The organism is Streptomyces sp. NPDC028305, from assembly GCF_055569495.1.
Map to the genome: position 1 here is coordinate 433845 of NZ_JBVHTN010000003.1, position 21706 is coordinate 455550.

Here is a 21706-nt window from a genome sequence, read left to right on the forward strand (position 1 = left end):
CGCCCAGCAGCGATACGGCCGGCCCGAGCGCGACGCCGGCGGCGCCCGCCAGTTCCAGCACACCAATGCGGCGGCAAGCCGCGACGAGAGCGTGGGATCACGGCCGCGACGCATCGGTTGAAGGAGTCGAGGTCGCTGTTCAGGTGGCCGGCCATCGCTGACTCGAACTTGGGAATCTGCACCACGTGACCGGTGGCCACGTCGACGGCGATCCGTTCGACACGGACAACGCCTTCGTAAGCTGGAAGGTGAGGCGGTCAAAAGCCACCCACCCCTCGACCAGCGGGAGAACCCTCATGGACGGCACGGTCACGGTCATCGACAAGGGAGCGGTGCGCATCCACAGCTACATGGCTCCCGACGACAGCCTGAACGTCACGACTCAGCTCATCGAGAGCCCGGCGCGGGTGATCGCCGTCGACGCCCAGTACTCCCTGGCGTATGCGGACGAGGTGGTGGCCTACGTGAAGGGGCTGAGCAAGCCGCTGGACCGGCTCATCGTCTCCCACGCCCACCCCGACCACTTCAACGGTGCCGCCCGCTTCGGCGCACCCGTGCACGCACTCGCCGCGGTGCGCGGCCAGATCGCCGCCCAGGGCGACGGCCAGGATCCCACCGGCGCCGTCATCCCGTCCGCGGACATCACTCCCACCGCCGAGATCGTCCCGGGCGCCGAGGTCATTGACGGCATCCCGTTCGTCTTCGAGGCCCACCACGGTGGCGAGGCCGCCGACCAGCTGGTGATCAAGCTGCCTGAGCAGGGCGTCCTGGTCGCGCAGGACCTCGTCTACCACGCCATGCACCTCTTCTTGGGCAACAACGACATCACCGGCTGGGCCAAGGCAGTGGACGACCTGGCCGCCCAGCCCGCGTACGACACCGTCTTGGGCGGGCACGGCCTGCCCGCCGGGCCCGAGGTTTTCGACGAGATGCGCCGCTATCTCGCGGACGCGAGCGAGCTGCTCGGCGACGACGGGGAGGCGTACAAGCAGGCGATCGTGGCTCGCTACCCTGCCTGGCACGGCACGGTCCTGATCGACATCGGCAACCAGTACCTCTTCGGCGCGCCCCCCGCCTGAGCCGAACGTCGGAAACAGAGACAGCTGTGGCTCCGCTGCTCTCCCCCACCGAGTGGCGCGACTGCTGATCGCCGCCAGGCCGTCGAGAACACGTACGGATGGCGGCGGCACGCGGGTGCGCCTAGCCTGGAGGCTGCCGACCCCCAGAACTTCCGGAGGCGGACATGGATGACCTCCGCTACAAGATGATCATGGCATTGACCGCCGCGGACTTCGGCAACCCCCTCTGCGAGCAGGCGGCCGACATCTGCGCCGAGATCGCCAACCAGCACTGCACACAGCTGCACGTCGCCGACCGGGGACCCCCCAACGTTGTGCCGGCGGTGACAGTTCCGCCCGGCGCCCGGGGACGGCCGTGAGCGCGGCGGCTCGCCGGGGGCGGAAAGGACTCATGCGATGGCCGCTGCTCTGCAACCGACGGTGGACATCCGCCGCAGCCACGAACGGTACAAAACACAGCTCTCCTGGCTTGACTCCAAGCACTCCTTCTCCTTCTCGCACCATTACGACCCTCAGAACACCCACCATGGACTGCTGCTGGTCAACAACGACGACATCGTCACCGCCGGCACCGGCTTCGAAACGCATCCACACCAGGACATGGAGATCGTCACGTGGGTGCTGCAGGGATCACTGGTCCACCAGGACTCCACCGGCCACAGCGGGCTGATCTACCCCGGGCTCGCCCAGCGCATGAGCGCCGGGACGGGCATCCTGCATTCGGAGAAGAACGACTCCTGGCGACTCAAGGGCGTCAGCCCCCACACCGACCCGGTGCATTTCGTGCAGATGTGGGTTGTGCCCGATGAGGAGGGCATCACTCCCGGCTACGAACAGTTGGAGATCGACGATGCACTGTTGCACGGCGGCCTGGTCACCGTGGCCTCGGGAATGGACCGGCATGCCGACGCATCGGCGATCCGCATCAAGAACAAGTACGCCGGACTGCACGCGGCACGACTGAACCCGGGCGACTCGGTGCTCCTTCCCGAGGCGCCGTTCCTTCACCTCTTCGTTCCCCGCGGTGCCGTCACGCTGGAGGCATCCGGAAAACTCGAAGCCGGGGATTCCGTGCGCTTCACCGCAACCGGAGGCCAGCGGATCACCGCCGACGAACCCGCCGAAATCCTCGTCTGGGAAATGCACGCCACTGCCGAAGGCTGGTAAAAGTCAACTCGGGCTCATCTTTGCATCGGGTGTGCTCTAAATGCTGCCGTGAGAAGGGTCGGTGGCAGAAGCCCCTTTCCAGTGCGAGCTTTGAAAGCGGATGCTCGCGACGAGCATAACGAGTCCGGCCGCTACTCCCACGGGAAGAGCTGTGGCGAGCGGGGCATGCAGTCCGTAGGCCAGGACGCCAACGTCGGCACCGATGACGACACTCGTGATCACACCAATACTGCCCGCAACGCTGAGCATCCGCTGAAACGGCTGTCGGCGCGGCGTCAACATGGCCACGGCCTGCTCGTGACCGGCCACAGCGACGAGCAGGTCGGCCAGTTCGGGAACCAGTTCCGCGTACGTGGCGCGAAGTCTGGTGATACGGACATTGAACTCCCAGTCGTCAATAGAGATCTCCAGGCAGCGAACAAAGGTGACCACACCCAAGAACGCCAGCGACGACAGCACCAGGATGTAAAAGGTGGTCGTCCCTGCACCGTGCCCGGCGCGACCATAGAACCCAAGAGCAATGAGGCCGGCCGACAGGGCGCCGAGGAAAATGCTGGCCCGTCCGTTGGCTTCGCTGATCGTGGCGGCCCGTTGCGTCTGCATGTTGTAGTGCTCGGTGGTCAACACAGTGATCCAGGCTGATGCGGCCGCGCCGGCGGCACTGAGCCGCAGTGGTTCATTCGGGCCCGGACCTCGCGGCTGTTCCGGGCAGGATTCCGTCATGGTTGAGTCAATCTGCCGTCCCTTTGTCCATCAAGCATCAATTCTTGCATGCAGCGAGAGTTTCAGGAGTGTGTTGCGCTGCGTGGCGTAGGCCTCGATTCGAATCGTGGCCGCGCAGGACGGCTCCTGGTTTCCGGGAACGGCTGGTCAGTAGTCCAGCGCGACTTTGGTGCGCGCCGGGGGCGTGGCAAATGCTTTCGTGGGAAAGTCCCGGTAAGCGGGGAGCGACCGGTTTCGGCACGGAAGCCGGGCGGGAAAGGGGGCCGAGAGGTCGGCGGCCGTGGCCCTGCGGCGAGGTTTGCGGCGGGGCCGGGCCGGCCGTTCGCGAGTCGATCCGTCGAGCGTGACCGGCACGAACCGGGCGGCCAGCGGGAGACGGCACGGCGGCGAAGAGGGCCGGCTGACCGAGACACCGGGGCCCGAGCCGGTACAGGGGGGCTCGATCATCGTCCACCTCACCGGGGCGGAGGGCTTGAACATGCCGTTCAACGCCTGGACCGACTGATCCGGCGCCGTGCTGATGGACGTGGTCACAGTAGTCTGAAGATGCGGCGCCGCAGTTCAGCGCCCGAGAGTCTCCGTGGCGGGACCGGTAGGCTGCCAGGTCGCCGGGAACGGCCACGCCGTCCAGGGAGAGAGCCATGACGGGATCCGAAGCCGAGGCCGAAAAGCAGATCCTCGGCCGCATAACGGAAATGATCAGCCAGGAGAAGGACCTGCGTGACCGCCTGGCGCAGGACAGCATCGACCAGTCGACCGAACACGCGCGCCTGGCCCGGCTGGAGACCGAACTCGACCAGTGCTGGGATCTGCTGCGGCAGCGGCGGGCTCGGGTCGCCGCAGGTCAGGACCCGGAAGAGGCGGGAGTGCGGTCGGCCTCGGAGGTGGAGGACTACCTCTCCTGACCGACGGCCGGCGCACCGGTGCAGGCAGCGACTGGGCGACGCGGAGCGGAGGGCGATCACTCTGTGGAGGGGGCACCCTCCGCGCGTGCTCCTCACGAGTAATCGGCCGGCCGTGGATGCTCTGTGCGCAACGGCGGATGCCCCTGCGGTTGCCGGAAATGTCATCCGCCCTGGTGGGAGGTGGTGCGCGCGGTGTACCGGAGGTCGACCGGCGAGGTCGCCAGAACAGGCGCTCTCGCGAGGCCGGCGCTGACCCGCGGCAAGATGATCGACCGTGCTGCTGTGACTGGCTTATCTCGGTGTGACGAACGCGTTCGCGATGCTTCGTCTGCTGCCGATGACCGACCGGGACAAGGACGCGGAGATCCTCGCCCTGCGCCACCAGGTCACCGTGCTGGAACGCCAACTCGGCAAGGTCAAGGTCCGGTTCACGCCCAGCGATCGGGCATTCCTGGCGGCGCTGCTGCACCGGCTGCCACTGCACGTCCTGCGACGGTTACTGCTGCTCGTACGCCCCCGACACGGTACTGCGTTGGCACCGCACCCTCGTCGCGCGCCGCCATGCCTCCTCCTGCCAGCCCAAGCGCCCGGGACGGCCGCGCACGGTGCGCTTGATCCGCGTCCTGGTGCTGCGGCCGGCGAAGGAGAACCCGAGCTGGGGGTACAGGCGTCTGCACGGTGAGCTGCTTGTGCTGGGGGTGAAGGTGGGCGCGTCCACCGTCTGGGAGATCTTGAAGGAGGCCGGCATCGACCCAGCACCCGAGCGGAACTCCAGCACCTGGGCCACCTTTCTTCGCCATCAGGCTATGCCCTGCTGGCCTGCGACTTCATGGAAACAGTCGCCCTTTCGGGGTACGGATGTACGTGCTCGTGGTGATCGAACACGGCGGTCGCCGCATCCGCGTCCTGGGCGCCACCACATATCCGACCGCAACGTGGGTAGCACAAGCGGCGAAGAACCTGGTCATGGACCTCGAGGACCTCGACTGCCGCGCACGGTTCATGATCCGGGACCGGGACGGGAAGTTCCCCGCCCTCTTCGATGCCGTCCTCAAGGACGCAGGGATCGACGTCGTCCTCAGCGGCATCCAGATCCCAAGAATGAACTCGATCACGGAAAGGTGGATACAGACCCGTCGCCGCGAGCTCCTGGACCGGACGTTGATCTGGAACCAACGACACCTCCTCCACTCCCTGCGCGAGTTCGAGCAGTTCTACAACGGACATCGACCACACCAGGGCATCGCCAACGCCAGACTGCTGCACCCCTTGCCCCCGCCGATCGACGCCCCGGACACATGAGCCCGCCTCAACATACGTCGACGCGATCGCCTCGGCGGCATCCTCCACGAGTACCGGAACTCGGCTTGACCTGCACGAATGAAGTTTCCGGCAAGGGCAGAGACAAGCTGGCGGGCGCCGCCGCGCCACCCCCAGATACTCGGGGGTTTCTGTGGCCGAGGACTGATCGGCACGTGGCGGAACGCCGGCACCGGGTCAGCCACTGCGTGGCAGAACCAGGCCGGCTTCGTACGCGGCGATGGCCGCCTCCACCCGGTTGCGCGCGCCCAGCTTAGCGAGTACCGCGCTGACGTGCGCCTTCACCGTGCCCTCGACCAGGTGCAGTCGGCTCGCGATCTCCGCGTTGGACAACCCCGCCCCGAGTCCGGCCAGCACCTTGCGCTCCCGTTCCGTGAGCCGCTCCAGCGAGCGGTGGGGATGTGCCGCCCGGTGGGCGCGCAGCCTGGCAATGACCCGGCCGGCGGCCCGCGGGGACAGGTAGGCCCCGCCCGCTCCCACCGCCCGTACCCCGTTGAGAAGTTCCCTCGGGTCGTCCGCTTTCAGCAGGAAACCGTCGGCGCCCTCCTCCAGGGCCCGGGCGACGTACTCGTCCTGGCCGAAGGTCGTCAGCATGATCACACCGACCGGCGTCGGCTCCCGGTGGAGCCGCGCCGCCGCGGTCAGCCCGTCCAGTCCGGGCATCCGGATGTCCAACAGGACCACGTCGGGCCGGTGTTGGCGGGTGAGCGCGATGGCCTCGTGCCCGTCCCCCGCCTCGGCGACCACCTCGACCTGCGGGTCCCTGGCGAGAATGGCCCGCACACCCGCCCGGACCATTGCCTCGTCGTCGGCCACCAGGACCCGGACCGGTCGGCTGCTCGGTGTCGGCTCTTCCACACGGCGAGCCTACGGCCGAGGCACCACCGTGCGAACGGCAAGCCCCACAGATCCACCCCGGGGCGGGGCACACCCCTGACGAAGGGCAGGACGCTGCTGCCGTTCGACCAATGGGCGCCCGCGCCGCGGACTCCTAGCGTCGCTTCCGTACGGGCAACGCGGTGGCCGCCCCCGCCACGCTTCGGCCGGTGTGCGCCACCGCCGACTCCCCCGTGCCGCATCCCGCAGTCCGCGACCGACACGAAGGAACTCCGTGATAACCCTCCAAGGACTTACCAAACGCTATGGCGACACCCTCGCCGTGGACGAGCTGACATTCGACGTCCAGGCCGGCCGTGTGACCGGCTTCCTCGGACCCAACGGGGCCGGAAAGTCCACCACGATGCGCATGATCCTGGGCCTGGACCACCCCACCCGTGGGCGGGCCCTGATCGCCGGCCGGCCCTACGCGGACCTGCGACGGCCGCTGTGCGCGGTGGGGGCGATGCTGGACGCCCGTGCCGTCCACCCGGCCCGCTCCGGCCGCACGCACCTCGTCGCCCAGGCACGGGCCAACGGCATTCCGGTACGCCGCGTGGACGAGGTGCTGGAGACGGTCGGCCTGACCAAGGCGGCCCGCCGGCCGGCGGGCACCTACTCGCTCGGCATGAGCGGGCGACTCGGGGTGGCGGGCGCCCTGCTCGGCGACCCGCCCGTGCTCGTCCTGGACGAGCCGGTCAACGGCCTCGACCCGGACGGCGTGCGGTGGATCCGCCAACTCGTGCGTGAACGGGCGGCGGAAGGACGCACCGTGTTCCTCTCCAGCCACCTGATGAGCGAGATGCAGCTGACGGCCGACCACCTCGTCGTCATCGGACGGGGCCGACTGCTGAGCGACACCTCCATGACGGAGTTCCTCGCCGCAGCCTCGCCCGCGTCGGCGCGCGCCCTGGCGCCCGACCCTGAGGAGCGGGCGACGCTGGTCCGCCGCCTGATGACGGCCGACGGGGTGAGCGTCGAGACGTCCGCGTCCGGTGAACTCACCGTCGAGGGCCGCACCGCCGCCGAGATCGGCGACCTGGCCCACCAATGCCGGGTCCGTCTGCACCAGCTGAGCGACGTCCGGGTCTCGCTGGAGCAGGCGTACATGGACCTGACCGCGCGCAGCGTCGAGTACACGACGGTCGGCAGCGGCGCGGACACGACCGACGCGGCCGCGGCGCCGAACGAAGGGGGACGACAGTGACCACGACGACGACACCCGGCAGGCGGACGGACCCGCCCCGGGCCGTGCCCGACACTCCTGGCCGGGGCGCACCCGGTGGCTTCGCCGGGGCGGTCGCCTCCGAGTGGACCAAACTGTGGTCCGTCCGATCCCCGTACTTCTGCCTTCTGGCGGGCCTCGCGATCACTGGCGTCTTCACCTACTACTACGCCTCGATCGCCCGCATCAACGACGATCCGGTCCAGCCAGTCGGGAACGCGGCGGCCTCCTCCGCCGTCCTCGTCCAGTTCGCCGTCGTCGTCCTGGCCACGGTCGCGGTGACCTCCGAATACTCGACGGGGAGCGTGCGGGCCTCTCTGCTGTGGGTGCCCCTGCGGTACCGGTTCCAGGCGGCGAAGGCACTGGTGGCGGCCGTGGTCGCGTTCGTCGTCGGCACCACGTTCGCTGTCCTGGGCACGATGGTGGCCTGGGTGGCGTTCGACGGACGGGCCTCTTTCGAGGTCGGCCAGAGCCTCCGACAGGTCCTCGCGATCGGTCTCTACCAGGCGTTGGTCGCCGTGCTGACCGTCGGGGTGGCGTTCGCCACGCGCCACCCGGCCGGCACGCTCTCGATCCTCGTCCCACTCCTGTGGGCACTGCCGAGCGTGCTCCTGGGGCTCGGAGGCCCGACGCTCGCCGACGTCAACGACCATCTGCCGCACGGAGCCGGAGACCACTTCATGCGCATCGGCGCCGCGGCCCCGTTCACGCCGGTCACGGCGGTCCTGATCGTGGCGGCGTGGGCCGCGGCCGCGCACCTGATCGGCCTGTACGTGCTACGCCGCCGGGACGCCTGACCCTGTGTCGGAACCGGCCCGGACGCCCTCACCGCGCCCACCCCCTCGTCGGGTCTCCCAGCCCGTCCCACAGAATCGACACGGGCAGGTGAGGACAGCCATCGGAAGGACGGTCGACGCGCCATGCTGCACACTCGCATACCCCCCGTCAGGTCCGTTTGCGGCGACGTGGCCCTGTGGGGCGTGCTCGCCGCCGCCACCGGCTACGGATTCCAGGACGCGAGCGCGGCCTCGCCGGCCCTGGACCTGCTCCTCCCGTTGGCCGTCCTGGCGGTGGCCGTGCCGCTGTCCCGCCGCCGGCCGGGGGCCGCGGTCGTCCTGGTCAACGGGCTGTGCGCGCTGGGCATGGCTGACTCCGCGACCCCCGCCAACGCCCACGTCCTGTCGCTGGCCGCCCTCAGTTGTCTGCTGGGCGCCCGGGTCACCGCGGCACGGCGCCCGCTCTTGGTGCTCGCAGGGTGTCTCGCGGCCGATCTCGCGACGTGCGCGGTGCTGCGGACGCCGGCCGTGTGGTGGTTCTACGCGCTGACCGTGCTGCCCGCCGCCCTCCTGCTGCCTTGGCTGGCCGGACGCCACTGGCGTGGCCGACGCGAACTCGTGCGGGAGGGCTGGCGGCTGGCCCGGAGCCTGGAAGAGCGGCAACACCTGGTCGCCGAGCGGGCGCGGCTGACCGAACGCGCGGACATCGCGGCCGACATGCACGACTCCCTCGGCCACGCCCTGAGCCTGGTCGCCCTGCGCGCCGGGGCCCTGGAACTCTCCCCCGACCTCACCTACCGCGACCGCGCCGACCTCGCCGAGCTGCGCGGGACGATCGCGGACGCTGTGGAGCAACTGCGGGAGACCGTCGCAGTCCTGCACGACCCGCCCAGGACGGAAACGGGTGCGGGCTTGCCTTTCAACGACACCATCGAGGACCTCCTCGGACGGGCAGTCGCCTCTGGGGTGCCGGTGCGCTGGGAGCGGAGCGGGGCGGGGCCCACGCTGTCCCCCCTGGCCGAACGGGGGATGTACCGGGTGGTGCAGGAGGCCCTCACCAACGCTATGAAGCACGCGCCGGACGGTGCGATCCGGGTGCGGATCACACACGAGGCCGACCGTACCCGCGTGAGCGTCGTGAACGCCGCTCCACCGGCTGACGGGCCGGCGCAGGCGGCCGAAGGCCCGACATCTGGCGTTGGCCGCCGGGGCCTGATGGGGCTTCGGGAGCGGGTGACGGTTCTCGGGGGCTCCTTGTGGAGCGGCCCGTATCAGGGCGGGTTCCGCGTCACCGCCGTCCTCCCGCACCAGGCCACGGCCCGTCCGAGAACACCGGCACCGGGACCCGGGACGGCGCCCGGAACACAGGCCAGGACCCACGGGCGTCGCACCGGGTCCGCGTTGCCGTCCGAGACTGCTCTCCACCCAGCTCCGGACACGGACACCGTCTCCGAGTCCGCCAAGCGGCTCGTCTCCGTACGGAGCGCCGCCCGCCGCCGCTCCGCCGCCGCCTTCGCGGCGCCTGTCGTCGCAGCCGCCTTCTTCGTGCCCGCCGCCGTCTACCTGGCCTGGCAACTGACGACGAGCGTGCTGCCACCATCCCGGTTCGACGAGCTGACCACCGGCCGGCCGCGCACCGAACTCGCCCCGCTGCTGCCGGCCCGTGCCTACCCCTACCCGCCCGACCACGCCCGTTCCGCACCCCGGCCGCCCGGCGCCCGTTGCGAGTTCTACCGTTCCAGCCGCGACCTGTTCCACGAGGTCGACCTTTACCGGCTCTGCTGGTCCCACAACACGCTGGTGGCAAAGGACACCGTGCCCGCAAGCCAGCCCTGATCATCCCTTGGGAGCGGCGTTTTTCGCGTCACCGCGGGTGCTTGGTGCGTGCGTAGTGGGGCGAGCGCGCTCGCGGTTGCTGCAGTCGCCCGAGTTGCACCAGCGGCGACTGCTGCTGCGGAGGTCCGGTCGAGGAAGAACCAGCCGCAACTCGGAGCAAAGCCTCGTCGCCCGGCCGAGGCCGAGGCGCCGATCGTCATCCTCGGGCCCTCGTCCCCCGCTTCCTAATTAGTCGACGCTCGAAGTCCTTCGGGGGTTGACGGAGAGGTAAAGCCTGCGGGACGTGCGAGACGGTGCCTGGGGCGTTGGCGTGCCGTTGCAAGATATGGGGACGGGTACGGCCTGGTGTCGGCCCGATCCCTGCCGCCCCCGAAGAATCGGCCGCCTTCATCCCGTGCCCCCCGCCCCCGCCGTGCCCGTCGCGCTGACCGCGGCCGAGCGCCACCGGCTGAAGAAGATGGCCTACGGCCGCAAGACCCCGCATCAGGCCCGGCAGCGGGCAACCATCGTGCTGCTGGCGGCCCGGGGGCGCTCCAACGCCCGGATAGCCGCGCAGACCCGGATGCACGTGGACACGGTGCGCACGTGGCGGGGCCGGTTCGCCGCCGGCGGCCTGTCGGCCCTCGCCGACCGTAGGCGGTCTGGCCGGCCGGTCTCGTTCACACCGCTACAGGTTGCCGAAGTCAAGGTGCTGGCTCGCCAGTTACCCGCCGAGACGGGCGCGCCTCTGTCGCGCTGGTCGTGTCCGGAACTGGCTCGCGAGGTGGTTGCCCGGTCCGTTGCCGGGTCGATCTCCCCCTCCACCGTGCGGCGTTGGCTCAAGGACGACGCGATCAAGCCCTGGCAGTACCGGTCCTGGATCTTCGTGCGCGACCCGGATTTCCGGCCGAAGGCCGCGCGCGTGCTGGACCTGCACGCCCGCATCTTCGACGGCGTCCCGCTGGGCGAGGGCGAGTATGTGATCTCCGCGGACGAGAAGACCTCCACCCAGGCGCGCTGCCGTTGCCACCCGACCCTGGCGCCAGGGCAGGCCCGGGCGATGCGTGTCAACCACGAATACGACCGCGGCGGTGCGCTGGCTTACCTGGCCGCCTATGACGTCCATCGCGCGAAGGTCTTCGGCCGCTGCGAACCGAAGACCGGCATCGTGCCCTTCATGGCCCTGGTCAACCAGGTCATGACCACAGAGCCCTACGCGCGTGCCAGATGCGTCTTCTGGATCGTCGACAACGGCTCCTCCCACCGAGGAGAGAAGGCCATCGACCGTCTGACCACGGCGTTTCCGAACACGGTCATGGTCCATACCCCCGTGCACGCGTCCTGGACGAACCAGATCGAGATCTTCTTCTCGATCGTCCAGCGCAAGGTTGTCACGCCCAACAACTTCTCTGACCTCAGCAAGGTCCGGGACCGGCTCCGAGCATTCGAAGACCGCTACAACAGCACCGCACAGCCGTTCCAGTGGAGGTTCACCACCTCCGACCTGGACGATCTGCTGGCCCGGCTCGACCGGCACACACCTGCCGACCGACAAGAAAATCCTCCGTCGCCCTGGCAGCCTGATCAACCCCCGAAGGGCTTCCGGAGCTGACCACTATGCTGCGCCGTCGGCCCGAACGGATCCGTGCCGGTCAGGGCAGCGCCGGCTACATCGAGAAGTTGAGGTTGGCCGGGTTGACCCGGGCTGGCAGTACCGCGCCCTCGGCAACACCGGGATATAGATGGACCTCCACCGTGTTGTCGGTCTCGAACGGCTCGAACCCGGGTCCGCTGATCCGCACAAGGAGCCGGACGTCGGGGCGCTCTTCGCCCCCCAGCGGCGAAAAGACCGCCGAGAGGACCAGGGCCGTCGCGTCGACGCCGACAGCGGCCAGTTCCACAGTCGCGCGCCGGTTGTCCCAAAGAAGGAAAACTACCTTGACCATGGCCAGCGCGACGGCCGCTGCAACCAGCGCCAGAACCACCGGAATCGCCACTGCGGGGGTCGCACCGTCGACTGTGGCCACCGACACCGCGCAGAACACCGCCGCGCCCCCCGAGCCGAGCGCCAGGACCGCAGCGAACAGGGAGGTGAACAACGTGAAGCACGCCCCCCTGGGTTGCACCAGGGAGGGTCGAGGGGCGCGGGTGGTGGCCATGGCGGCACCCTAGCTGCCGCAGGCGCCGGCCCAACAGACCGGGACCGGCTCCGAGCACGAAGACCGCTACAACACCACCGCACAGCCGTTCCAGTGGAGGTTCACCACCTCCGACCTGGACGATCTGCTGGCCCTGCTCGAGCGACACACACCTGCTGACCGACAAGAAGAATCCTCCGTCGGCCTGGCAGCCTGATCAACCCCCGAAGGACTTCCGGAGCTGACCACTAATGCTGTTGTCAAGCGGCCGTAGTCACTGGAGGTGTGACTTGGTAGCACCGTCGGTCACGGATCAGAGCCCAGATGACGTTGACGCGTCGGCGGGCGAGCGCGAGCACGGCTTGGACGTGCTTCTTGCCTTCGGCGCGTTTGCGGTCGTAGAACTTCCGCGAGTTCGGGTCGCAGCGGACGCTGACCAGCGCGGAGGTGTAGAAGACGCGCTGGAGTCTTCGGTGGTAGATGACCGGCCGGTGCAGGTTGCCGCTGACCTTGCCCGAATCCCTCGGTGCTGGGGCGACGCCGGCGAAGGCCGCCAGAGCGTCCGGGGAGTCGAACTCGTCGAGGCTGCCGCCGACGGCAGCGAGGAACTCGGCTCCGAGGGTCGCGCCGATGCCGGGGACGCTCAGGACGATGTCGGCGAACTCGTGCTCGCGAAACCGGCCCTCGATGAGCTTGTCCATCTCGGAGATCTGCTCGTTGAGGGTCATCACCTCCTCGGCCAGGGTGTGGACCAGCTTCGCGGTGATCTTCTCCCCGGGGACGGCGGTGTTCTGCCGCTCGGCGGCCTCAACGGCCGCTTCGGCCAGGGCTCACGCGCTGCGGACCTTGCGGTTGGCCAGCCACTTCGCCAGCCGCGTGACGCCGGCCCGGCGGATCGCGGCCGGGGTCTGGTAGCCCGTCAGCAGCCTGAGCGGGCCCGTGTTGGTGACCTCCAGGGCCCGCTCCAGGGCGGGGAACATGCTCAGCAGGGTGCCGCGCAGGCGGTTGACCAGGCGGGTGCGGTCCTCGACCAGGTCGGCCCGGCGGCCGGTCAGCAGCTTCAGCTCGATGGCGGCTTCGTCGCCGTGGCGGATGGGTCGCAGGTCGCGGCGCATCCTGGCCTGGTCGGCGATGACGTAGGCGTCGCGGGCATCGGTCTTGCCCTCGCCGCGGTAGCCGTCGGATGCCCGGTTCACCAGCCGGCCGGGCATGTAGAGGACTTCCTGGCCGTGGCCGAGGAGCAGGGCCGGCAGCAGCGCGGGTTCCCCGCCGGTCATGTCGATGGCCCAGGTGACCTGCCGTCCGTCGGCCAGGTCCAGGACATCCCCGATCAGCTTCAGCAGCTCGGGCTCATCGTTGGCCACACGTCGCGACAACAGCGTCTTGCCGTCCGCGTCCAGGGCGAGGCCGTGATGGTGCCCCTTGCCGCTGTCGATCCCCGCCCATATCCGGCTCATCGTGCTCCTGACGTGCTCGTTCGTACTCTTCGCGCCACGGACGACCTCGCCGGCATTGCTCTACGCAGCGACTTGTTCGCACTTCCTAATCGGCGGCCGAGTCGTCGTGGGGTGCCGAGCGGCGAAGCGGGGGGAGCCACGAGACGGCAGCCGCCTGATAGCCACACCCAGCACCCCTGGGCGACCCAACCTTACGAATGGCTCGATCAACCCAATCAAGAACGTAGAGCCCCCTGACTCTCACACTGGCCAAGGCCCCGGTGTGGCGCCACCGCGGCCCCATGGTCCTGCTTCGAGCCCTGGATGGAGGCCGGGCCGCACGAGACGACCATCGCGCGGAACGCTTCGGATCGGCGAGGACCTGCTGCTTCAAGCCCTCTACATGAGCATGCCTTGTCCCTGCCATGGAGAAACGAGACCGCGAGGGTGGGGAATTGCCTGGCGCCGAACCCACTTGGGGTGGGGAATTTGATGACTGTCGGCAATCGGAGGGACATGCCCTTTTGCGGACTCAGCCTGCCTCGTAGCGGGCCAGGCGCCTGCGCAGGTCGAGGCTCTCGCCCTGCGCGATTTCGAGGGCCTTGCGCAGCCTCGCCACCTCCTCACGGTAAGCCTCCTGCTGCCGCGCGAGGCGGGCGCTCAGCGTGTGCCGTTCAGAAACCCGTCGCGGCAGATCAGGCCACATACCTGTTACTCGCTGGCCGGGCGTAGACGTGGAGGACTTGCCGATCGTGGGTCTCGTTCCGAAGCAGCACCTGATCGAGAAGTTCAGGCCGCGGTGTCCCGATGGCTCTCTCGCAGATCGCGTTCATCCGCGAGGCCGTGAGGCGGGCTTCAGGGTTTCGATGCCTTCGGCTTCGAAACCGCGTCGATGGCCAGGATCACGGTTGCCGTATCCATCCAGTTCCCCTCGCGAAGGGCCGGGCACCGCGACCCGGCACAAGTTGAGAGGCTCAACCGACCGTCACCGCGTAACGGCAGCACCAGATTTGTCGCGATCCCCTGGCCAGCAGCTCGTCACTTCGCGCGCCACCGTCCAGGCACGGCCCGGCCATCCCGCTGGCCCTCCATCCCAAGGACGACCGGGCCGGAGCCTCGCCCCCTTGCGGAGACCCTCTGCGGCCAGCCCAGCAGTCGCTTGGCACACTATTTAACGCGCGAGGGCACCTGCCGGCTGTCTCGCTACGGCGCCACAGAGCCGGATACGGCGCTCACGCCCTGGGAGTGCCCCATCTGCCGGCGGACGACAAGGGGCTTTGCCCTGCCTTGACGCGGGGCGCACCCCGGCAGCCAGAAACCCCACGTGCCAGCTGCCTGCGAAAACCGGCCCGAAGAGATCACCAGCGGTTCACCCTCCCCTTGTCGCATGGGGAGCACGAGACCGTGCTCCCACCCCGAAAGGGGGTCGAGAGCCGACAAGGGGTTCTTATGCCTCTCGATGCAGAATGCATCCGCATCGATCGGGTGACGTCGGGGGCCTACGGTTGACGACGGCGCACAAGGGCGCGGTACGGCGTTGTAGGTCTACCGGATCGGGTGACGGACGAATCGGACACGGTTGACACATCTGCGAGTTGGGAGCACGAGGGCTCCCAGAGGGCTCCCACTTGCTCCCAGCCCGGACATGGTTAAGGCCGCTTCCGCTACCCGCGGAAACGGCCTCCGACCTGCGATGATGCTGGTCGGGACGACAGGATTTGAACCTGCAACCCCTTGACCCCCAGCCCAGTGACCACTCTCCGCAACCATTCGTACCGCACCGTAGCGCTCGTTTCGGATCCGAACTGCGCTCTTGCGCGCTACGGAGAACGCGGCAATCAGCTACTCCCCGACCGCGACAGATAGGCCATGCGACGGCGTGCGGAGCAGACTGGAGTCACCCACGGCTGCCGCGCCCCCACGGTATGGTGCGACGAGCAAACCACGTACCGGAGGTCATCGTGAGCGCGCAGCCAGACGGCCCGTATGGACCCCTTATCCCCATGCCTGACCTCACCCCTGACGCCCTCCGCGCAGCTGTCGCTCGGATCGCTCCCAGCAGAATCCCTGCGCTCACTCAGCACCTGTTCGAGGCGACCACAAACGCACAGCAGACACAGAGCCTCGCACCCCTGCGGGCCTTCGTCCACTCATGGGCCGTATTCGTCGCCATCGAGCGGCATCCGGAACGCGCCGCCCACCTCCGTGAACTCGAGCAGATTGTCGATATGGCCGAACAGGACCCGACGGCGGCCATCCACGAAATTCAGCAGATCCGCAAGGCGGCGGAGGCCGAGGCCGGGCTGTGACCGACTGGACCTGGGAGTACAGCCCAAGCGAGGAGCACGTCGCCGACGGACTTGCACCAGGCGTCGTGGCAGAGGTCGAACGGCTGGCGACCGAACTCGCCGCGCTGGGAGTCGACGCGGCAAAGGTAGGTCGACCCTTCGACCGAGAAGGCGGACTCCGAGAATTCGACATTCTCGGCGGACGCGGCTTCATCAGCTTCCTCTCAGTACCACGCCACCACTGCATCTATGTCTGCAACATCACCTGGTACGGATGACGTTGCTCTCCTTCCAGCGCCATCGACGAGGCTGCCGAGGATGCCGGTGGGCGGAATGCTTGCGCCGCTCCGTATCCATCGTTCGGCGAATGTGTTGGACCGTGGGCTTTGCGGCGGCGTTGGGATGACGGCTGTACCGTTGCCGACGAAGACGGAGGAGGCAGCCCAGCAGTCGGCAGAAGATCAGGTAGAGCAGTCGCAGACCCACGATCACTGATCATGCCCATACTTGGGCATTCAAAACGAGACCCAGCGAGCCCAACTGCTCTTATCCGAACTAGCCCAGCTCGGACCTCAGTTGGTTTTCCAGCCCGTCTCCACCACGGAAAGTAGTGGTGGAGAAGTTAGGGAGCAGGACGTCGTCGGGCGTGTCGCGGACCTCGGCGAGGTGTCACTCTGCTGAGTCGGCGGTGTGTCTGCCGGCGGTGGCACGGAAGTCGGGCATGCCGAGGTGGACGGCGGTGTGCCGGGCCGCGACCTCGCGCATCGCGGCGAGCTTCTGCTCGGCGGCGGCGAGACTGGCCTCGATCGCGGCGACCTCGCCGAGCCAGCCTTGTTCCTTGGCTTCCTGGAGCCGGTCGAGCAGGTTCGCGTGGATCTCCTTCAGGCGGGGCATCTGCTCGGGATCTGGCCGCAAGACGGGGCATCTGATGCTTGCTTATCCGAACTGCCCAGCTCACGGACCGACGGGGCCAACCGCGAGCGAGTTACTAAAAGTAGTGGGCAACAGTCTCGGCGTCCGGGCGTATCCGGGTGTGTCGCACCGTCACCGTGGTGTCGATCAGCCTCCGGCTCGCACAACGCAGCCCAACTCAGCTGGCCTCAAGGGCATCCGCCCGCCTCGTCAGGTCCGCCGCGACGCCATCCCAGTCCGGTCCGTGCAGCCACAAGTTCTCGGCAGCCTCGCGCATCAGCGCCGGCTCATCAGGTCGCTGCAGGAGCGCCAACCGGTAGGACAGGTTGCGAACCCAGACCGGCAGACGACCATCGACCACGTGCGGGCAGAGCTCACGGAGCATGGCGAGGATGGAATCCGCGTCAGCGAACGTCAGTTCCTCGACGAAGTAGTGCTCCCGGTGGTCGAGGTCGCACTCAGGCGTCGGTCCGAACTCGTCTCCGTAGAGGCACCGGGCGTGCTCCGTCAAGGTGCTGTGCATGTCCTGGAGCCTATGGCGCCTTGACCCGTCGGAACGAACCTTGGGCCTGTCCCGGCGATCATCTGGAGGGTGTCTCGGTGGTACTTTGACCGGAAATCGCGGGAGGGGTGGGCAGCCAGGTGGACAGTGATCGGCGGCATGCAGCTGTCATGGCGCTCGGTGAGCTCGGGCGAAGCCACGACTACCGTGACCGGGCGGATGCCGGTCACGGCCTGGCAGGCTTCGCCGAGATGCAGGAGGCCCTTGGGCCATTGCTGGAGCTCGTGCTCGACCCGGGTGACACCTTTGTCACCCGGGTGACCGCGGAAGCCGTGCTTCGGCGAAAGGACAGGATCGGGTTGGCGGTGGTCGCCTCCGCACTGGCAGTCGCCGACTCCAATCACAGCGATTGGATCCACACCGCAATCCTCGATGTGTTCGGCATCTCCTCCGAGGACCGGGACAACGCGCTGCAGTTGTGCGAGGAGATGTTGCGGGACACTGACGACCGCGTTTCCCTGGGGGCTCGTCAGCTGCACGAAATCCTGGCCGAGATCGACCCTGTTCTTCGCTCCGTGTAGCACGGGGTGGGCGCTGTCGTGAGAGTACAGGTGCTCGGATCTCCATCCGGGCATCCTGCCGAGTCGGCTCCATGAGTGGCCCGGAATTTCGCCGGCCGATGATTCGGAACACGCCAGCGCTCACTCCCCAGGCTTGGCGCTGCTTCGTCCGGTGTCGCGGCGGAAGTCGGGCATGCCGAGGTGGACAGTGGACGGCTGAGTTGCACGCTCACGCATGGCCTGAAGTTTCTGGGCGGCGGCAGCCAGGGTGGTCTCGATGGCGGCGACCTCGCCGAGCCAGCCCTGGACCTTGGCCTCCTGGAGGCGGTCGATGAGGTTGGTGTGGATCTCTTGGAGGCGTGGCATCTGGGCTGGGTCCACGAGCAGTAGGGGACATCTGACACAGGCGTTTTCATGCTGGCACGGGGTTGCGTAGTCGCGGCCGCAGGTCCCCAGGGCGACCTTGCGGAGTTCGAAGTGGGCCAGGAATTCGTCCCACTCGGTGGCGGTGAGCTCGCGGTACTCCTCGCTGGGCCGCTCGGTTCTGCGGCGGGCGATGAAGGCCCGGTGATGGGAGATCACGTCCTCCGGGTAGATCGCGGCATAGCCCATGGTCGTGTCCAAAGCGGCGTGTCCGCAGATCTTCGCGGCGATGTGTGGGGGCAGTCCGGAGCGGATGGCGTCGGTCACGAAGATCCTTCTGAAGTCGTGGGGGCGCCATTCGAGCGGGTCGCCGGCCACGGTGATCTGGGCGGACTGCGAGGTCGCGACCAGGCACTCGCGGATGTGTGCGACATCCCGTGAGTTCTCCTGAGCCCCGCTGAGTCCCCGGCCCTGTGGCCAGGGGGTTCTTCCTCCTTCGGGTGCTCTGTGGCCTTGTGACGTAACTTCGGGATTCTTGAAGCGTTCTCACCTCGTCCGACCGATCCACAGTCGGACCGAAGGTGAGGGGGCTCGGGTTGGCGGCGCTGGCAGTCGTACGGGACCTGCGTGAACACTGGGCTCCCGCGTCGGCGGAGGAGCTGGAGCGGTTCGAGACCGACGTGCTGTCCGGATTCGTCCTCGCGCGGGCCTCGGCGGGTCTGGCGGACGGCACCATCCGCGGGGACGTCGGGCACCTGGACCAGATGCGCACATGGTTCGGCCGGCCGCTGTGGGACATGGAGCCCGCAGACGCCGACACGTACTTCGGGAAGGTGCTGCGGCAGTCACCCAGCGGTACCCGGCTGGCCCGGTCGCAGGCGCTGACGACGTACTTCATGTTCCTGGAGCTGCGGCACAAGGTCGAGCTCCACCGGTTGACCGGCCGGGTGGTCGAGTGCCCGATCGACGAGATGAACCGGCCGCGCGGGGCCAAGGATGCCCAGCTGCGGATCCCGCCGACCAAGCCGGAGGTCGGGACGCTGTTCACCGGCTGGGGCGGCGAGCTGGCCACTTGCCGCAAGTTCGCCCCGACCGCCCGGAACTACACCGCGTCGAAGCTGATGTCCCGGGTCGGCCTGCGGGTGAGCGAGGCGTGCAAGCTGGACCTGGCCGACATCAAGTGGGAGCTGGGCCGCTTCGGCAAGCTCCACGTCCGCCACGGCAAGGGCACCCGCGGCTCCGGGCCGCGCGAGCGGATGGTGCCGCTGATCAACGGGGCTGACCGCACGCTGCGGTGGTTCATCGAGGACGTCTGGGGCCAGTTCGACGACGACCACACCCGCCCGGGCGCCCCGCTGTTCCCTTCGAAGCGCAAGAACGCCGACGGCTCTTTGCGTCGGGTGGGCGACGACGCCTTGCGCGGCGGGCTCAAGGAGGCAGCCAAGGCGCATCTGCCGGGGTGGGGCGAGAGGCTGACGCCGCATGTCCTGCGGCATTTCTGAGCGTCCCAACTCTATGAGAACGGACTGGGCTTGCTCGCGATTCAGGAGGTTTTGGGACATTCCTGGATCGCCACAACGATGCGATACGTCCACGTCCAGCAGACCCGGGTCGAGGACGCTTGGGTCGCCGGGACCGAGCGAGCCGCGAAACGGCTGGAAGGGCTCATCCGATGAGGTGGAACCTGCGGCTGACGGCCGCGAACAAGGGTATCTGGAAGGCGTCCGAGCTCCAACGAGGCCTGGCAGAACACGGGTTGGTGATCTCGGCGGGGAAGATGTCCGGGCTGTGGTCCGGCCAGCCGGTCTCCCTCAAGCTGGAGGACCTGGACGTCATCTGCGTCGTCCTCGGCTGCGAGATCGGCGACCTGCTGATCCCCGAACCGGACAAGGTCCGCCGCCCCGGCGAGGAGGCCGGCCAGCAGGCCGCCGCATCCGGTCCGGCCCCGGCGGTGGTCCCGCGTCGGCGGGACAGCCGGTCCCTGCCGCCGATGTGACGCAGTGAGTCCGCGCAAGGGCTACCGCAAGCCCGCTACCAGCTGTGACGGCTGCCTGGCCTGGGGCGTGTTCACGGGCAGGCTCTGCCCGGCCTGCTGGCAGTTCGCTCGTCAGCACGCCGCCGGCGAGTGCGGGGCCTGCCGCCGGCGACAGCCGCTGAAGTCCGGCTACTGCCGACTGTGCTGGTGCCAGGCCCGCCGGAACATCCGCATAGCCACTGGCAAGCCGACCTCGGCCGGGCACGTGATGGCACCCTGGCTTCGTCAGGTCGCTGACCTTCAGCTCTTCTTCATCGGTATGCACCACCACCGCGGCTCCTCCACCACGCCGCGACCCCGAGGCCACGGCCGACGGGGGCGCCCACGCAAACCGCCACCGCCCGCTGCTGTCCGGCCGGTCAGCCACTGGTGCCAGCCGGTTCTGTTCGACGGCGTCCCCCGCGACTACCACCGCTTCGACCGCGATGCGCACCCCGATCCCGCCAGTCCCTGGCTGGCCTGGGGACGCCACCTCGCGCACGGCCTGGCCGAGGCCCGCGGCTGGAGCCGCCGCGTCCGTCTCGACGTAGACCGGGCCCTGGTCGTGCTGCTGTCCCCGCACACCGAGGGCGACGTCATCCGCTACTCGGAGATCATCGCGCCGCTGCGGGCCCTGGACAGCAGCATCGAGCGAACCGCCGAGGTCCTGGAAGCGATGAACATCCTGGTCGACGACCGCAGGCCGTCCTACGAGGACTGGTTGGAGAAGCGGCTCAACGGCCTTGCTGCCGGGATCCGCCGGGAAGCCGAGAGCTGGAACCGCACCCTGCGCGACGGCGGACCACGCACCCGCCCCCGCCACCAGGCCACCGTCTGGGCCTACCTCAACGCCGTACGTCCCGCCCTGCTGGAATGGTCCGAGCGCTACGACCACCCGCGCGAAATCACCCGCGACGACGTCCTCGCCCACGTCAAGACTCTCCACGGGCACGAACGGCGCCAGACCCTCGTCGCCCTGCGGTCGCTGTTCGGCTGGGCGAAGAAGAACGGCATCGTCTTCCGCAACCCGACCGCCCGCATCAAGGTCGGCACGTTCGAGTACTCCGTCCTGCAGCCCCTGCTGCCCCACCAGGTGACCCGGTCCGTCGAAGCGGTCTGCGGAACCGGTCCGCCTGTTCTTCCAGCGGAGGCCAGAGCAGATGTCCGGGTGGCGTTCAGCGGGCGATGGTTACTCGGTGAGCAACTCGACCGGGATATTGCCGCGCGTGGCGTTGGAGTACGGGCAAACCTGGTGGGTGGCCTCGATGAGCTCGCGACCGACTTCCCGGGGCAGGCTGTCCGGTAGCTTCGTCCGCAGGCTGACTTCGAGCTGGAAGCCGCCCTGCCCGTTGGGGACGAGGCCGACTTCGGCGGCGACCGACATGCCCGTGACGTCGATCTTCTTCTTCTGCGCCACCAACTGCATGGAGGTGGCGAAGCAGGCCGCATAGCCCGCCGCGAAGAGCTGCTCGGGGTTGGTGCCGTCGCCGGTGCCGCCCAACTCCTTCTGGAGGGCCAGCTCGACGTCCAACTTGCCGTCTGAGCTGAAGGCGCGGCCGTCGCGGCCGGTCGCGGTCGCGACGGCGGTGTACAGGCTCATGTCCTGC

The 21706-nt window shown here is 68.5% G+C and carries 22 protein-coding genes and 3 pseudogenes; 16 read left to right on the plus strand and 9 right to left on the minus strand.

Annotated elements, in window-relative coordinates; all coding sequences use genetic code 11:
* The first annotated feature begins 296 nt into the window (after positions 1-296).
* The 3 genes from ACZ4WQ_RS13295 (at position 297) to ACZ4WQ_RS13305 (ending at position 2246) form a co-directional block, all read left to right on the plus strand.
* Positions 297-1079, plus strand: a complete 783-nt coding sequence (locus ACZ4WQ_RS13295; RefSeq protein ID WP_398372228.1) for an MBL fold metallo-hydrolase — start codon at positions 297-299, stop codon at positions 1077-1079.
* Positions 1080-1243: 164 nt separating this feature from the next.
* On the plus strand, positions 1244-1438 hold the full coding sequence (locus ACZ4WQ_RS13300; RefSeq protein WP_398372226.1) for a hypothetical protein: 195 nt from the start codon (positions 1244-1246) through the stop codon (positions 1436-1438).
* Between the two features lie 37 nt (positions 1439-1475).
* Positions 1476-2246, plus strand: a complete 771-nt coding sequence (locus ACZ4WQ_RS13305; protein ID WP_398372224.1) for a pirin family protein — start codon at positions 1476-1478, stop codon at positions 2244-2246.
* 36 nt (positions 2247-2282) lie between these two features.
* Here ACZ4WQ_RS13305 and ACZ4WQ_RS13310 read toward each other — a convergent pair whose 3' ends face one another.
* On the minus strand, positions 2283-2870 hold the full coding sequence (locus tag ACZ4WQ_RS13310) for a hypothetical protein (RefSeq protein ID WP_468022199.1): 588 nt from the start codon (positions 2868-2870) through the stop codon (positions 2283-2285).
* A 442-nt stretch (positions 2871-3312) separates the two neighbouring features.
* Between ACZ4WQ_RS13310 and ACZ4WQ_RS13315 the strand changes: the two genes are divergently transcribed.
* The 3 genes and pseudogenes from ACZ4WQ_RS13315 to ACZ4WQ_RS13325 all read left to right on the plus strand — a co-directional run bounded on the left by ACZ4WQ_RS13315 (position 3313) and on the right by ACZ4WQ_RS13325 (position 5245).
* Complete coding sequence (locus ACZ4WQ_RS13315; protein ID WP_385349355.1) at positions 3313-3474, plus strand: hypothetical protein; 162 nt, start codon at positions 3313-3315, stop codon at positions 3472-3474.
* A 136-nt stretch (positions 3475-3610) separates the two neighbouring features.
* Entirely contained in the window at positions 3611-3874 is a 264-nt protein-coding gene (locus tag ACZ4WQ_RS13320; protein ID WP_385349358.1) for a DUF2630 family protein, read from the plus strand.
* 319 nt (positions 3875-4193) lie between these two features.
* Positions 4194-5245: pseudogene (locus ACZ4WQ_RS13325) on the plus strand (integrase core domain-containing protein).
* A gap of 126 nt (positions 5246-5371) precedes the next feature.
* Here the strand turns inward: ACZ4WQ_RS13325 and ACZ4WQ_RS13330 are convergent.
* Entirely contained in the window at positions 5372-6052 is a 681-nt protein-coding gene (locus ACZ4WQ_RS13330) for a response regulator transcription factor (protein WP_311729260.1), read from the minus strand.
* Positions 6053-6305: 253 nt separating this feature from the next.
* Between ACZ4WQ_RS13330 and ACZ4WQ_RS13335 the strand changes: the two genes are divergently transcribed.
* The 4 genes from ACZ4WQ_RS13335 (at position 6306) to ACZ4WQ_RS13350 (ending at position 11498) form a co-directional block, all read left to right on the plus strand.
* Positions 6306-7277: an ABC transporter ATP-binding protein gene (locus ACZ4WQ_RS13335; RefSeq protein WP_385349361.1), complete on the plus strand. Its 972-nt coding sequence runs from the start codon at positions 6306-6308 to the stop codon at positions 7275-7277.
* Positions 7274-8092 carry an ABC transporter permease gene (locus ACZ4WQ_RS13340; RefSeq protein ID WP_398372218.1) on the plus strand — a complete coding sequence of 273 codons (819 nt, stop codon included), beginning with the start codon at positions 7274-7276 and terminating at the stop codon, positions 8090-8092. Before ACZ4WQ_RS13335 ends, ACZ4WQ_RS13340 begins: the two co-directional genes overlap by 4 nt.
* Before the next feature lie 123 nt (positions 8093-8215).
* On the plus strand, positions 8216-9907 hold the full coding sequence (locus ACZ4WQ_RS13345) for a sensor histidine kinase (RefSeq protein ID WP_311729263.1): 1692 nt from the start codon (positions 8216-8218) through the stop codon (positions 9905-9907).
* 412 nt (positions 9908-10319) lie between these two features.
* Positions 10320-11498 carry an IS630 family transposase gene (locus ACZ4WQ_RS13350; RefSeq protein ID WP_398372215.1) on the plus strand — a complete coding sequence of 393 codons (1179 nt, stop codon included), beginning with the start codon at positions 10320-10322 and terminating at the stop codon, positions 11496-11498.
* Between the two features lie 55 nt (positions 11499-11553).
* Here ACZ4WQ_RS13350 and ACZ4WQ_RS13355 read toward each other — a convergent pair whose 3' ends face one another.
* The 3 genes and pseudogenes from ACZ4WQ_RS13355 to ACZ4WQ_RS13365 all read right to left on the minus strand — a co-directional run bounded on the left by ACZ4WQ_RS13355 (position 11554) and on the right by ACZ4WQ_RS13365 (position 14166).
* Positions 11554-12045 (minus strand): hypothetical protein, encoded by a 492-nt coding sequence (locus tag ACZ4WQ_RS13355; protein WP_398372213.1) that lies wholly within the window; start codon positions 12043-12045, stop codon positions 11554-11556.
* Positions 12046-12284: 239 nt separating this feature from the next.
* A pseudogene (locus ACZ4WQ_RS13360) lies at positions 12285-13481 on the minus strand (IS110 family RNA-guided transposase).
* A 511-nt stretch (positions 13482-13992) separates the two neighbouring features.
* Complete coding sequence (locus ACZ4WQ_RS13365; protein WP_311729265.1) at positions 13993-14166, minus strand: hypothetical protein; 174 nt, start codon at positions 14164-14166, stop codon at positions 13993-13995.
* Positions 14167-15421: 1255 nt separating this feature from the next.
* On the opposite strand from ACZ4WQ_RS13365, the gene ACZ4WQ_RS13370 reads away from it, so the two are divergent.
* Together ACZ4WQ_RS13370 and ACZ4WQ_RS13375 are read left to right on the plus strand one after the other, a co-directional pair.
* On the plus strand, positions 15422-15769 hold the full coding sequence (locus tag ACZ4WQ_RS13370; RefSeq protein WP_311728188.1) for a hypothetical protein: 348 nt from the start codon (positions 15422-15424) through the stop codon (positions 15767-15769).
* Positions 15766-16026, plus strand: coding sequence for a hypothetical protein (locus ACZ4WQ_RS13375; protein WP_311728187.1), 261 nt, complete (start codon positions 15766-15768; stop codon positions 16024-16026). The genes ACZ4WQ_RS13370 and ACZ4WQ_RS13375 overlap by 4 nt, the downstream gene beginning before the upstream one ends.
* A gap of 391 nt (positions 16027-16417) precedes the next feature.
* Here the strand turns inward: ACZ4WQ_RS13375 and ACZ4WQ_RS13380 are convergent, their stop codons facing one another.
* Positions 16418-16642, minus strand: coding sequence for a hypothetical protein (locus ACZ4WQ_RS13380; RefSeq protein WP_311728185.1), 225 nt, complete (start codon positions 16640-16642; stop codon positions 16418-16420).
* A 196-nt stretch (positions 16643-16838) separates the two neighbouring features.
* Entirely contained in the window at positions 16839-17183 is a 345-nt protein-coding gene (locus ACZ4WQ_RS13385; RefSeq protein WP_224284706.1) for a hypothetical protein, read from the minus strand.
* Between the two features lie 149 nt (positions 17184-17332).
* Between ACZ4WQ_RS13385 and ACZ4WQ_RS13390 the strand changes: the two genes are divergently transcribed.
* Positions 17333-17743, plus strand: a complete 411-nt coding sequence (locus ACZ4WQ_RS13390) for a hypothetical protein (protein WP_358848210.1) — start codon at positions 17333-17335, stop codon at positions 17741-17743.
* Between the two features lie 120 nt (positions 17744-17863).
* Here the strand turns inward: ACZ4WQ_RS13390 and ACZ4WQ_RS13395 are convergent, their stop codons facing one another.
* Positions 17864-18463, minus strand: coding sequence for a site-specific integrase (locus tag ACZ4WQ_RS13395; RefSeq protein WP_311728183.1), 600 nt, complete (start codon positions 18461-18463; stop codon positions 17864-17866).
* A gap of 518 nt (positions 18464-18981) precedes the next feature.
* On the opposite strand from ACZ4WQ_RS13395, the pseudogene ACZ4WQ_RS13400 reads away from it, so the two are divergent.
* The 3 genes and pseudogenes from ACZ4WQ_RS13400 (at position 18982) to ACZ4WQ_RS13410 (ending at position 21405) form a co-directional block, all read left to right on the plus strand.
* A pseudogene (locus ACZ4WQ_RS13400) lies at positions 18982-19761 on the plus strand (tyrosine-type recombinase/integrase).
* Complete coding sequence (locus tag ACZ4WQ_RS13405) at positions 19758-20081, plus strand: helix-turn-helix domain-containing protein (protein ID WP_398372208.1); 324 nt, start codon at positions 19758-19760, stop codon at positions 20079-20081. The pseudogene ACZ4WQ_RS13400 and the gene ACZ4WQ_RS13405 overlap by 4 nt, the downstream one beginning before the upstream one ends.
* Positions 20082-20085: 4 nt before the next feature.
* The gene (locus ACZ4WQ_RS13410) at positions 20086-21405 is read left to right on the plus strand and encodes a hypothetical protein (protein ID WP_398372206.1); all 1320 of its coding nucleotides are present in this window, start codon (positions 20086-20088) and stop codon (positions 21403-21405) included.
* Here ACZ4WQ_RS13410 and ACZ4WQ_RS13415 read toward each other — a convergent pair.
* Positions 21289-21699 (minus strand): organic hydroperoxide resistance protein, encoded by a 411-nt coding sequence (locus tag ACZ4WQ_RS13415; protein ID WP_385349394.1) that lies wholly within the window; start codon positions 21697-21699, stop codon positions 21289-21291. The two genes, ACZ4WQ_RS13410 and ACZ4WQ_RS13415, sit on opposite strands and share 117 nt — an antisense overlap.
* Positions 21700-21706 lie beyond the last annotated feature (7 nt).

What these genes read in the sequence shown, in the direction of transcription:
- ACZ4WQ_RS13295 (WP_398372228.1), top strand. Translation starts at nt 297, where the DNA reads ATGGACGGCACGGTCACGGTCATCGACAAGGGAGCGGTGCGCATCCAC.
- ACZ4WQ_RS13300 (WP_398372226.1), top strand. Translation starts at nt 1,244, where the DNA reads ATGGATGACCTCCGCTACAAGATGATCATGGCATTGACCGCCGCGGAC.
- ACZ4WQ_RS13305 (WP_398372224.1), top strand. Translation starts at nt 1,476, where the DNA reads ATGGCCGCTGCTCTGCAACCGACGGTGGACATCCGCCGCAGCCACGAA.
- ACZ4WQ_RS13320 (WP_385349358.1), top strand. Translation starts at nt 3,611, where the DNA reads ATGACGGGATCCGAAGCCGAGGCCGAAAAGCAGATCCTCGGCCGCATA.
- ACZ4WQ_RS13345 (WP_311729263.1), top strand. Translation starts at nt 8,216, where the DNA reads ATGCTGCACACTCGCATACCCCCCGTCAGGTCCGTTTGCGGCGACGTG.
- ACZ4WQ_RS13355 (WP_398372213.1), bottom strand. Translation starts at nt 12,045, where the DNA reads ATGGCCACCACCCGCGCCCCTCGACCCTCCCTGGTGCAACCCAGGGGG.
- ACZ4WQ_RS13365 (WP_311729265.1), bottom strand. Translation starts at nt 14,166, where the DNA reads ATGTGGCCTGATCTGCCGCGACGGGTTTCTGAACGGCACACGCTGAGC.
- ACZ4WQ_RS13380 (WP_311728185.1), bottom strand. Translation starts at nt 16,642, where the DNA reads ATGCCCCGCCTGAAGGAGATCCACGCGAACCTGCTCGACCGGCTCCAG.
- ACZ4WQ_RS13385 (WP_224284706.1), bottom strand. Translation starts at nt 17,183, where the DNA reads ATGCACAGCACCTTGACGGAGCACGCCCGGTGCCTCTACGGAGACGAG.
- ACZ4WQ_RS13390 (WP_358848210.1), top strand. Translation starts at nt 17,333, where the DNA reads ATGGCGCTCGGTGAGCTCGGGCGAAGCCACGACTACCGTGACCGGGCG.
- ACZ4WQ_RS13405 (WP_398372208.1), top strand. Translation starts at nt 19,758, where the DNA reads ATGAGGTGGAACCTGCGGCTGACGGCCGCGAACAAGGGTATCTGGAAG.
- ACZ4WQ_RS13415 (WP_385349394.1), bottom strand. Translation starts at nt 21,699, where the DNA reads ATGAGCCTGTACACCGCCGTCGCGACCGCGACCGGCCGCGACGGCCGC.